A 12,113-nucleotide genomic window follows, 5' to 3' on the forward strand; every position below is an offset into this window, starting at 1 on the left:
GGCAAGTGTCTATAATTCCATAAGATACCGTTCGTCGACCCAGCACCGCCCCCCGGCCTGAGGAATTTATCTTGCTCGATTTCCTGAACAACTGGAGCCTGCCAAAGAAGCTTTGGGCAGCATTCTCGCTCATCAACCTGATGATCGCCGCGTTAGGCATTAACGGCTACCTTACGACCACCTCGCTAACCGCGATTTCCAAAGAGCACGTTGATCGCGGAATTGCCGGCGCCAACGCGCTATCCGACATCATCAGCGAGGCGAAAGAACAGCGCCTCCTGATTTTCAACTATTATGCCGCAGCCAATACACAGGAACTGGCGGGCTTCCGTGAGCGCTACAAGGCAAGCCAGCAACGGATGGACGCCGCCCTCACCGCCTATTCGCAAGTGGCGGACGATGATTTCGCTTCCGACCTCGCCCTGCTTCGCAAGAACTATGAAACGTTGAAGGCCGTCAACGACCGTACCATGCAACTGCGTGATGCCGGCAACTTCGACGCGATGATGGCAGCGGTGAAAGGCGAGGCAAAGGACGCGTCCGTCGCCGTGACCGATCAAACCGACGCCCTGATGGACAAAGCCCGCGAGCGTTCGGATGCATCCGCCAAGGCCGGGCAGGCAACCAGCGATGCTGCTCTCTACCTCACCATCACGCTCGCGGTCGTAACGATGGGCTTGATCGTGCTGATCTGGCTGCTGATCAATCGGTCCGTCGCCGCCCCGATGTCGCGCATCGCCCACATCACTACTTCGCTGGCCGAAGGGCGGCACGAGGATGTCCCCTACCGCGAACGCGGCGATGAAATCGGTGAGATCGCCGAAGCCGTCGAACAGTTCCGCGTCGCCGCCGAAGCCCGCGCCCAGATCGACGCGCAGCAGGCGAAGGAGCAGGAAGTGGTCACCTCCACGCTGCGCTCCAGCCTCCAGGCGATCAGCGAAGGCGATCTGACCCAGTCGATCACCGCCGATTTCCCGCCCGCCTATGCCGAACTGAAGAACAACTTCAACCTGGCCGTCGGCGCGCTGCGCGATCTGATCGGCGCGGTCACCGAAAGCGCCCATGCCATCCGCACCGGGTCGGGCGAAATCGCCCAGGCTTCGGAAGACCTGGCCCGCCGCACCGAAAGCAATGCGGCCAGCCTTGAGGAAACCTCGGCCGCCATCACCCAGATGGAAGCACGCCTGCGCGCCACCGCCTCAGCCGCCGGGCGCACTGTCGAACGCGCGGACGGCGCGATGGGCGTGGTCGAATCCGGCCGCTCGGTCGCCGACGAGGCCGTCCAGGCGATGGGCCGCGTCAGCGAAAGCGCCAAGGGCATCGACTCGGTGATCGAAGGGCTCGACAAGATCGCCTTCCAGACCCGCGTTCTCGCCATGAACGCCGCCGTCGAGGCAGGCCGTGCGGGCGATGCCGGTCGCGGTTTCGCGGTCGTCGCCGACCTTGTCTCCGCGCTCGCCATGCGCTCGGAAGAAGAAGCCAAGCGCGCCCGTGAGCAGCTGACCGCAACGCAGACCGACATCGGCACCGCCGTGCAGGCCGTGCAGCGCGTCGACGGCGCCCTGCAGAACATCTCGGGCGACGTGACCGAAGTACACACGCTGCTGAGCGACATCGCCACCGACAACCAGGCACAGTCCTCCACGATCACGCAGATCAGCGCGGCGATCGGCACGATGGACCAGGCCACGCAGCAGAACGCGGCGATGGTGGAAGAGACCTCGGCCGCCGCGCGCAACCTCAACAGCGAAGTGACCGTCCTGTCGGACCGCGCAGCGAAGTTCCGCGTGAGTGACGAGGCGCGTCCCTACTCCACGCGTGCGCTCGCAACCCCGTCACTGCGCAAGATGACTGGCACCATCGCCAACAGTCAGCCTGCACCGGTTCGCAAGCCTACCCTCGTAGCCGTCGCGACTGGGCAGGACGACGACTGGATGGATTTTTGATGGAACCAGACCGCCCGTGAAATCGGCTCCCTCATGGCGGAACGCCCGCCATGGGGGAGCACCGGTTGTCTGTCCGGTGACCTGACGGCGACTGACAAAGCCGAGATTTGCGGAACCCTCATTAAGGGAAACGGCCGATACCGGCGGAAACCATCATACAGGCGACTGGTGCGACCGGCGACAAGTTGGGCCGGCGCCGGCCCCACCGCAATAAGCGCGACCTCCCTCCCAGTACGCCTCAAAAGTAAATATCGACGTAGTCGGTCAACTCGTCACACCACTCGAATTCCCGCAAACGATAGTAGCGCCTGTTCTGAGTGATGGCGAAATGCCAGGTCTTTTCCGCCGAACAGATGCGGGCAGTGTCTGGCGTATCGGTGATGCTTATGCGCCCCTGGAAGGTGAAGTAGTCGGCGCCGATTTCCGTGATGTTGCCGTCAAGCGCCAGCAGTCCCGGACCATTAGCCTCCGCCTGGCGGCCATGCAGCTTCCACACGCCGGACTGCCGGGAAATAGTCGCTGTACCGCGATGATCCCAGTCGATCCACTGGAGCGTCAATCCCTTGTTCGACAAAAGGCGATTTGCCGCGCTTTCATCGAGAATGCGCGTAGCGGGCACAGCCGCTGAATCTACCGCCGCCCTGTCTTCTCCATGCAAAGCTGCGGGTAGTACGCCGATCGCAAGACAGGCCGACAGCAGAGACGCCAACGACCTCCTGAATTTGATCATGGCTGACTTTCCTACCTTTTTCGGTCCAACCTTGATCGATGTAAGGGAGCACTCTGTTGGTTTCCAGCGATTTGCATGAACGCTGGATTTTTGCACCTCATTCAAAACCGTCGCACGAGTACTGCGCAGTTGGGCAGTTTTCTACTGCTGGAAGCGGCGCTGACAGACTGCACCGTGCGCCGCAATCGGGTTCTTCCGATGCCGCAACCGGCGCGGCAACCTTTGCTTCCATGCATCAATGCTCGCGTCTTGCATCTCGGCCGCCGAAGGGCACAAGGGACATGAGTGTCCTTCAGCGGCCGAAATACCGTCCCCTTGCGGCAGCAGGCCCGGTGGTGCTTCCGTTCCTGCAGGTTCGCGATACGACTCCCCAAGGCGAAGCAGCGCGAACCGACGAAAATCTAGGCGGACCTGCACTCCGATGCCGGAATGCAGGTCCGCCTGCCAGATCAGAAATCCCGGCCGAGCGTGATGCCGAAGCTGCGCGGCATCAGGTAGAGCGCGGTCGGCACGCTGGTTCCGTTGCGATCGTCCGCAACGGTGATGGCCCGCGTGTCGAAGAAGTTGCGGATGTAGAGCGAGACGTTCCAGGTCTTGTCGTACTCGACGCCGGCCCGCAGATCGAACGTGGTATAGGCGGGAATGTCGAAGCGTCCGCGGTTGGCCAGATTGCTGGAGAACGCGCTGGGACGATCACCGACGTGGGTCAGCGTCGCGCCAAAGGTAGCATCCAGATGGTCGTTCACGACAAGCCGCTGATCGGCGGAAATGCTGGTGGTGAACTTTGCCGTGAAGGGCAGGTTATCCCCCTTCGCCCCGGTCAGGCTGCCGTCACCCAGATCGGGCAGAGCTTCACGTAGTTCGGCATCGGTCAGCGCGAAATTGCCAGTGACGGTCATCCCCTTCCACGGCGTGAGCGTGGCCGCGAATTCCCAGCCACGGCTGCGCGCCTTGCCGCCATTGGCGATGAAGGTCTGCTGCGAAGCGGCCGTGCCCTGAAGCTGGATGTCCTTCCAGTCGATCTGGAACAGCGCGGTGTCGATAGAGAGCAGACCGGGTACGATATTGCCCTTGAAGCCCACTTCGTAGTTGATCACGCGGTCCGGCCCGTAGCTGGCGACCACCGAGCTTTCGAGGTTGGGGCCGCCGGGCCGATAGCCCGATGCCGCGCGGGCATATACCATCATGTTCGGAGAGATGTGGTAGCTGGGCGAAACCAGCCAGGTGAACACGTCGTCCTTGGAATTGACGACTTGTATGGCGCTCTCGCCGAACAGCGGTGATGCCTGGTCGGTCGTCGTCAGGTCGATCGCCGATTGCTGCTTGTTCTTGGCGTAACGACCGCCAACCTGAACATCGAACTTGTCGGTGACGTGGAAAGTCAGGTCTCCGAACGCAGCGTATTCGCGGTAGGACGAAGGGCCTGCCGCAACGTAGGGCGTGTCGTAATAAGCGCCTGTGGAATCGTAGAGGTAAAGGCTCTGATCGACCCCTGCATGCTCGATCGTGTAGAACCCGCCGACGATCCAGTCGAACAGCTTGTTTTCACCGGAGAGGCGCAGTTCCTGCGAGAACTTGTGCGTGTAGTCGGCATTGCCGATCGTGACCGAGCCACCATCTGCCGCGGTGCCGTAGGAAAACGGCAGCTTGAAGAGGCGAAGAAAGACGCTCGAAACGTCGTTCGTCAGGATATTGTCGGCGCGGCTCCAGGCCGTGATCGAGGTCAGCGTCGCGCCGCCAAGATCGAGTTCGCCGCGCGCCGAATAGAGCTGGAACTTGGCGTTGTTGAACGAATCCAGCGCGTTGATCGACAAGTCCGGATTACGCTGGTCGAAGGTTACCGGAGCCGAAGAGTCCGCATAGCACGCCGCGCAGATCTGTACGCCGCCCGATGTCACGGCCAGGTCGCTGTTGATCGCCTTCTGCTTCTGATAAAGTCCGGAGAACACGAACTTCAGATTGTCCGTCGGCTGCACAAGCGCGGCGCCGCGCACGCCCCAGACCTTGCGGCTGTTCGTGTCCTTGGCCTTCAGCGCTGCCGGGTTGACGTTATCGAGCCAGGCCGCGTCATCGCGGTAGAAGCCGCTGGCGCTGACTGCCAGGAAATTGGAAATCGGCACGTTGACCGAACCGCGCGTCACCCAGCCTTCATCACCCTTGGTAAGATGCGTTCCGCCAACCTCAAGATGGCCGGAGAATTCCTGGGTGCTCGGTTCCTTCAGCACATACTTGATCAGGCCGCCAAGGCTGGAGGCGCCGTAGAGCGTGCCCTGCGGACCGCGCAGGACTTCGATCCGCGAGATCTGGCTGGCATCGAAATCGGGGATCGGCGTCGCGCCGCCGCCGGTGGAGGAACCGAACTGGACATCGTCGACCAGCATGGCCAGCGTCGGCCCCGTGGCGCCGCCCGTGGTGATGCCGCGCAGAGAGAGAGCGGAAATGCGTTGGCCGGAGAATTGCAGGCCGGGCACCCTGTCGAAGTAGTCCGACAGACGGTTGAGATTCTGGCTGGTGAGCGCTTCCGAACTGATGGCGGTGATCGCCACTGGCACATCGAGCAGGCGCTCCTGACGCTTCTGCGCCGTAACGACGATGTCCTCGCCGCCCGAACTCGCGGAACTGTCACCGCCCGGGGCAGCAGCTTCATCGGCGAAGGCCTGCTGGCTGAGGCCCATCGCGAGTGCGGCAATGGAAATCGATACCGAGCGCCCGAATCTCTTCATTCTGAATCCCTCCTTTGCTGAACAAGCGAATGCGCACGCCCCCACAAGCTTGCGCGCGCAATCGCTACCCGCGGGAAACGGCGCTCATCGCGAACGGCCGACTTCCCGGTTCTTCCCTGAACGAAACTGGGCCTCCGCGGCCTCTTAGATTACATTTTGGAGACTAAACCTTGGCGCTGGACAAATTTATGCGGACTTCGCCAGCCCGTACGCCGCGCGACATAATCATTCCCGCGAGAGAGCGGGAGCAGGAATGATTTTTCCCTCCGAAGCCTGGCTTGCAAAGATTCTGATACCCTCTTCAAGCGCGGCAAGGCCCTGGCGCAGCACGCCGGGCTTGTGGGCAAAGCCGATGCGGATGTTCTGCGGGGCCCCGAAATGGCCGCCCGGTGCCACCAGCACCCCGCTGCGTTCGAGCAGCCAGCGGGAGAACACTTCGGTATCGACAATCGCCGGGATCCGCGGGAATGCAATGCATCCGGCATCCGGAAGGTGACCTTCGATCAGCCCCTCATCCATCAGACGTTCGAACCACTCCTCGAAGATCGGTCGCGCCTCGCCTACGATCGCGTGCGAATACTCCTCGTAACGATCATATTCTTCAAAGACATAGGCCGCCATCGCATGGGAGAGCGACGACACGCCGAAGTCGATGCGCATCGAAACCTCACGCACCGCATCCACGATCGCGCGGTCGGCGATCAGCCATCCGCAGCGCAAGTTGCCAAGCCCGAAAATCTTGGTGAGGCTGGAGATCGAGACCACGGCCGGTGAGAGGCGAAAGGCCGGAACCGGGCGCTGTGCCTCGCTTGCATAATCGGCATAGACCTCATCGACGACCAGCACCACGCCGCGCCGATGGGCGATCTGCGCAAGGCGATCGAGCTTTTCGTGCTCGATAGCCATGCCGGAAGGGTTATGCAGGTTGGAAAGCACGATCAGCCGCGTATTCGGGCGGATCATCGCTTCGATTGCGTCGACATCGATCGAGAAGTCCGGCGCCTGGCGCTCCAACCCTTCCCACTCGATACCCAGATCGACCGCAAGGTCGGCAAAGAGGTCGAAGCCGGGCCGCTCGATCAACACGTGATCGCCGGGCGCGGCAAAGGTGTGATAGATCAGCGCCAGCGACGCGGTCGCGCCGGAAGTGCAGAGCACCTGCTCACGCGGCACCGTGTACTTTGCCGAAAGAGCGTCGAGCACGAACCGGTTTCCGCCGCCAAAGGCTGTGACGACTTTGTCGCCCAGTTCCGGCGCGATCGCGCGCACCATCGTTTCGCGCAGCAAAGCGCGCGGTTCGGGAACCGAACTGTCGAAAAGGCTGACGATCTTGCCTCCGTGCGCGGCACCCAACTTCAGTGCGTCGCTCACCCATTTCGAATAACTGCTGGGGCTCAACCACGGCTTATCGGACAAAATATTTCCCCAAACTCAAGACCTGCGCATTGTAAGGCGGGCCTGGCGAACGGTTTATGCTTTTATACGGCCATCGGATGCGGATCGGGCATAGAACTCGCGCGATCGCGTCCAATGCCGCCGCGAATTAGGCGGCCGGCACCACGTTCACATGGCGACGGCCGCGCACGAACCAGTAGGCAAGGCCGATCAGGAACCATCCCCCGACAAGAAGATAAGGACGGGCATCGGCCTCGATCCCGAATGTCGCAATCGACAGCGCCGCAAGCGCGCCCGCAAGCGAGATTGCCTGCACCAGCGCCGGACTGAAGCGCAGGGACGAGCGGGCATGAAGGTCGGGACGCTCCCGCGCGACCCGCGCCGCGCACAGCGAACAGGCCATGTACTTGATCATGGTCGGAACGTTCACGGCAAGCAGCAGGAAGATCAGGCTTTCCGGCAGCAGCAGGCCGCTCATCGCACAGATGTAGCCCAGAAGGATCGCCATGTGGGGCGTTGCGAAGCGCGGGTGGACGGCGGAAAATACGGTCGGCAGCGCACCGTCGCGGCCCATCGCGAAAAGGCTGCGCGAGAAGACCATGGCGGCGGCATTCATCGACTTGAGGATGGAAACGGTTGCCGCGCCGACGATCAACGGCACTGCGAAGGACCCGAGCGTCACGCGCGCCGCATCGAGCAGCGGTGCCTTGCTGGCCCCCAGCGCCGGCGCGCCGAGAAGGCCGAGCGCGGTAAAGGCGACCAACCCGTAGACCACCGCAGCCAGCAAGCAGGCCAGCGCGATGCCGAGTGGAATATTGCGGCCTGGATTGCGAACTTCCTCACCGATTTCGACTGCGGATTCGATACCGAGGAACAGGCTTATAAGCAGTGGGACCACGGCAAGCACCGGCAGGACGCCGCCGGCCAGAGGATTTCCGACGCGGGCCAGATTTACCGAACCGATGCCCGACACCACGAAGATCGCCAGCACCGCCAGCAGCACCAGCATCAGGATCGACTGCGCGCGCGCGGCGACGGAGACGCCGAAGAAATTGAGCCCGAAGACAAGCGTGATCGCCACCGCCATCGCCGGTTTGAGCGGGATGGGCACGATCATCCCGAGATAGCTCACCATAACTTGCGCCAGGATTGTGATGGCCCCGACATTGGAAATGATCCGCATCCACGCGATCAGGAACCCGACGGACGGGTGAATGTATCGGCTAGGCCACTCGTAGGATGCGCCCGACACGGGATCGACCGACGCCAGATAGGCATAGGAGATCGCAAAGAGGATCATCGGCACGACCGCGATAACGATCGCGGCAAGAAGGCCCGAGCCGGCGACTTCGGCCGTCGGCTGAAGAATCGAGAAGATGGAAACCCCGATCGCCGTGCCCGCGCCGAGCGTGATCACGCCCCACAGCCCTACGTCCCGCTGCAATTGACCGGTCTTGGATTTCACGCATTCCTCCGGGAATCTTTGCCTGCGGGCCAGGTAAGTCTATCAAAATTCATCGAAGATCGAAGCATCGGCAGCCCCTCCTGCCTTCGGCATTTTGAGCGGCGCGGCAATGGTCGGCGCGGATGCGAAGGGCTTGATGCCGATCTCCGCGTCGATCTCCGACGGGAAGTAGACCGTGCCGCCGCGTACGACCATACGCGGGCGATAGATCTCGGTAATATCCTTCGTAGGATCACCCGCAACCAGCACGAAATCGGCCAGCTTGCCCTGCTCGATGGTTCCCAGATGATCGCTGCGGCCGAAGTACTCCTCCGCCCCCAGCGTCGCCGTGCGCAGCGCTTCGGCAGGCGTCAGCCCGGCTTTCACATAGAGTTCGATCTCGCGAAGGAGCGTCAGGCCGGTCGTCTCGTCGGTGCCGGGCAGAAGGCGGATGCCTTCGGCATGCACCGTTTTCAGGACTTCGAGGATTTTTGCAAAGCCGTCATCATAAGCCTTCTTGGTGGCCGGGTTGCTCTTGTCGACATAGCTGCGCTTGCGATAACGCTGCCAGCCGATCGGCATGTGATCGAAGTAGTGCTCGGCAAAGCTCGGCGTTTCGCCGGCGTTGCTCTCCATCAGCATTTCCAGGATCACGGTGGTGGAATCGAGCGCGGTTCCGTGGCTTTTCATGAGATCGATGGTCTGGCGCACGCGCGGCGACGTAAGATCGAGTTGGCCACCCCGCGACATGGCGGTCAGGCGCAGCGGGGTGCGGGTATCCTCGCTCGGATCGAGAATCCAGCCGAGCATCAGCTGGTTGACATGGGCAATCGCATCGTAGCCGTCGCCGATCACGCGGTCCGGGCTGGAGAAAGCCGGAACGTGGCCGGAAACCCTGAGGCCCAGCCGGTGCGCTTCGGCGGCGACCGGCTTCACCCAGTCCGGATTGAACGAGTTGTAGATCTTGATCTCGGGATAGCCATGGTCGGCATACCAGCCGACGTCGGAAATCGCCGCGTCGAGCGTTTCGGGAATGAAACCCATCCGCGCCGAATAGGGGCTTCGGCCTTCCAGAAAACCCGACGGCGTAATGCGCGGCCAAGCCACCTCGCCCGACGCAATGCGGCCGAGAAGATCGGTCATGAACGAATTGACGTTGCCCATGTCGCGCGTCGAGGTCACGCCGGCAGCGAGATAGTAGAGCCCGGATTCCAGCGTCGCATGCGAATGCATGTCGTGCAGGCCGGGGTAGATGGTGCCGCCGCCGCCATCGATCCGCGCCTCATCCTCGGGAACGGCGTGCACATCGGCTTGCTTGCGGACCTGGACGATCGTGTCGCGCATCACGACAACCGAGGAAAGATCGGAAAGTGTGCCAGCGCGCGGATCGAAAACGCGAACGTTGTCGATCCGCAGAGGCCCCGCGAAATTGTGGGCGAGCTTCTTCTGAAGATCCTCTACCCGCTGCAGGTCGAGTTCTTTCGAAAGCTCGGCAAGCTTCGGCGCTTCGGCCTCATAGCCAGCGCGCACGGTGACGCCACCCGAGCCGGTCTCGCTGTTGTCCAGCACCGCGAACAGCCCGCCGGATCGATCGAAAGCGATGTAGGTCGGCGTCAACTGGATGCCGGTAAGCCGGTAGATCGAAACCGCCACGGCCTTGGCGCCATCGCCGATCGAGGCATCGCGCACTTTGGTAACCTTGAGCGTGCCGCCGGGCAAAACATCGAGCGTGCCGCCCGGCGCCACCATCGTCGCACGCGCGTAGAGCGCCTTGGCATAAGGGCTGTCATCGTTGAGCACATAGAGCGGCGTATGCGCCGCAGCATGGCTGCCCGCGTCGGCCTGGCTTTTCCATTCGGCTCTGCCTGCCGACCACGCGAAGCGCTCGTCTACGGGACCGCCCATCAGCGAGGTTCCCGCGACCGTCCAAAACGTGGGGATCTTGCCCGCCCCCATCGTGATCTCTTCACGGTGCTTGGGCCCTCGCCCGTTGTTATCGACACGATAGTCGACGGTGACGCGGCTGCCGTCGGTCACCGCAACGACATCGCCGATGCTCTCGCCGCCCGCCACGATCGAAAACTTCTCGGTTGTGGCGGCGTAAGCGGAAGGCACCAGAGCCGAACTCGCGAACAGCGCGGCAAGAGCGACAATACGAAACTTCACATCTGCTCTCCTGCTGCGCGTGCGCGGCGATGCACATAGGCCGTGGCCGCTAGGTCCTGGACCACGTGGCCAAGCGACTTGTAGATGGTCAGCTGCGCGTCGTGCTGGCGGCCCGGTACCCTCCCGAGGATCACCTCTCCGATCTCGCCGACGACGTGCTTGTCCGTCACGAGTCCGGCCTCACGCGCGATTGCCAGTTCCGACGCCTGGGCAAGCGCCGATGGCCGATAATCGGCGATGTAGCGCCCGGCAGCAACGAGCCCGGAATTAACCTCGACCGGGCCCAGGAAGCTGGATCCGACCAGATTCACATGCGCGCCCTCGCCCAGCCAATCGTCGAACAGAACGGGCGTGGCCGATCCGGTGACCGTGCAGATCACGTCAGCGCCCGCAACCGCTTCGCGCGGATCATCCATGGCGGAGATCGGCGCTGCGAGTTCGCTTGCCAGTTCTTCCGCCAGCGCACCGGCACTTGCCGCCGAACGCCCCCAAACGCGGATCTCGGAGAAGGGGCGGACACGGCCGACAGCTCGGAGATGGGATCGGGCCTGAGTGCCGGTGCCCATGATGGTAAGAACGCGGGCATCGGAACGCGCCAGCAAATCGGTCGCCATGGCGGTGGCACAGGCGGTGCGGATGGTGGTCACGGCCTCGGCGTCGGCAAGGCAGGCAATCTCGCCCGTTTCGCCGTCGTAGAGTGCGACCACACCGCGGTGCCGCGTGCGGCCGGGACGCGCCGGATCGCCAAAGACGCTCACGAGCTTGGCCCCGAAGCCCCCTTCCGCGCCAAGTTCACCCGGCATCACACCGAACAGACCGTCGCCCTCTAGCCTGACGATCTGACGAAGCGGCTGTGCCACGCCGCGCGACGACAGCGTCTTCATCGCCTCGTGCATCGCAACGATGCAGCCTTCAAGGTCGAGAAGTTCCTCGACCCGTGCCTCGTTGTAATAGGGGATATCCATCGATCGCTTTCCTTCTGGGCCGGCGGCCGCTCACCCTTCGCGAAAGCCGGCAGCTTTGCTGGCGACCATCGCGGCAGTCAGGAGGACGCTAAGGCTGCGGCAAGGAAAAGATTATTCCAATTGGCGGCCCACGCCGGGCCCCGTGCATAAATTTTCCACCGCAAGTCGAAACCGACGGAGCCACGAATTTTCTGGAAAACGCGGGATTTTTATGCAGAGTTTTGACATTGTTAGCAAAAACCGACCTGAGGAGCGCTACCTTGCCCGAACAACTCTCCGCATTGGACGTGCGCATCCTTGAACAGATTCAGAAGGATTCAAGCCTCTCGACAAGCGAACTAGCGGAAAAGGTCGGAATTTCGCAATCGCCCTGCTGGCGGCGGCTCCAGCGCCTGCGCGACGAAGGCTACATCACCCGCGAAGTCGCAATCCTCAATCGCAAGAAGTTCGAGGGCTCGCTGCTGATCTACTCGACCTTGAAGATGAAGGCCCTGTCCGACGAGAAACGTGCGGAATTCCTGAGGAAGGTGGAGGTCACGCCAGAAATCATGGAATGCCATACGATCTTCGGAGAGCGCGACGTCATGCTCAAGGTGATCGCCGAATCCCTAGAATGGTATCAGCAGTTCATCTTCCGGGTCATTCTCAAGATGCCCGGCGTCGAGGACGTGCAGTCAATCGTCACGATCACCACCCTCAAGGAAGATACCGCGATACCGGTGCGCAATTTCGGCGCTGTTTGAA

At 62.2% G+C, this 12,113-nt stretch carries 8 protein-coding genes; 2 read left to right on the forward strand and 6 right to left on the reverse strand.

Annotation, left to right across the window (positions count from 1 at the left end; translation table 11 throughout):
* The first annotated feature begins 71 nt into the window (after positions 1-71).
* A complete protein-coding gene (locus tag WBP07_RS25025; RefSeq protein WP_395397792.1) occupies positions 72-1,946 on the forward strand; it encodes a methyl-accepting chemotaxis protein in 1,875 nt (624 codons plus the stop codon).
* A gap of 238 nt (positions 1,947-2,184) precedes the next feature.
* Here the strand turns inward: WBP07_RS25025 and WBP07_RS25030 are convergent, their stop codons facing one another.
* The 6 genes from WBP07_RS25030 to WBP07_RS25055 all read right to left on the reverse strand — a co-directional run bounded on the left by WBP07_RS25030 (position 2,185) and on the right by WBP07_RS25055 (position 11,369).
* Positions 2,185-2,676 (reverse strand): hypothetical protein, encoded by a 492-nt coding sequence (locus WBP07_RS25030; RefSeq protein ID WP_395397793.1) that lies wholly within the window; start codon positions 2,674-2,676, stop codon positions 2,185-2,187.
* Positions 2,677-3,125: 449 nt separating this feature from the next.
* The gene (locus tag WBP07_RS25035; protein ID WP_395397794.1) at positions 3,126-5,399 is read right to left on the reverse strand and encodes a TonB-dependent receptor; all 2,274 of its coding nucleotides are present in this window, start codon (positions 5,397-5,399) and stop codon (positions 3,126-3,128) included.
* A gap of 225 nt (positions 5,400-5,624) precedes the next feature.
* Complete coding sequence (locus WBP07_RS25040; protein ID WP_395397795.1) at positions 5,625-6,770, reverse strand: pyridoxal phosphate-dependent aminotransferase; 1,146 nt, start codon at positions 6,768-6,770, stop codon at positions 5,625-5,627.
* Positions 6,771-6,942: 172 nt separating this feature from the next.
* Positions 6,943-8,259 carry an APC family permease gene (locus WBP07_RS25045; protein WP_395397796.1) on the reverse strand — a complete coding sequence of 439 codons (1,317 nt, stop codon included), beginning with the start codon at positions 8,257-8,259 and terminating at the stop codon, positions 6,943-6,945.
* 42 nt (positions 8,260-8,301) lie between these two features.
* Entirely contained in the window at positions 8,302-10,404 is a 2,103-nt protein-coding gene (locus tag WBP07_RS25050; RefSeq protein WP_395397797.1) for an amidohydrolase family protein, read from the reverse strand.
* The gene (locus WBP07_RS25055; protein ID WP_395397798.1) at positions 10,401-11,369 is read right to left on the reverse strand and encodes an ornithine cyclodeaminase family protein; all 969 of its coding nucleotides are present in this window, start codon (positions 11,367-11,369) and stop codon (positions 10,401-10,403) included. The genes WBP07_RS25050 and WBP07_RS25055 overlap by 4 nt, the downstream gene beginning before the upstream one ends.
* A 287-nt stretch (positions 11,370-11,656) precedes the next feature.
* Here WBP07_RS25055 and WBP07_RS25060 point away from each other — a divergent pair, with 287 nt between their 5' ends.
* Positions 11,657-12,112 (forward strand): Lrp/AsnC family transcriptional regulator, encoded by a 456-nt coding sequence (locus WBP07_RS25060; protein WP_395398243.1) that lies wholly within the window; start codon positions 11,657-11,659, stop codon positions 12,110-12,112.
* The last annotated feature ends 1 nt before the right edge of the window (position 12,113 follow it).

The sequence above is a fragment of the Novosphingobium oxfordense genome, assembly GCF_044029435.1.
Lineage (GTDB): Bacteria > Pseudomonadota > Alphaproteobacteria > Sphingomonadales > Sphingomonadaceae > Novosphingobium.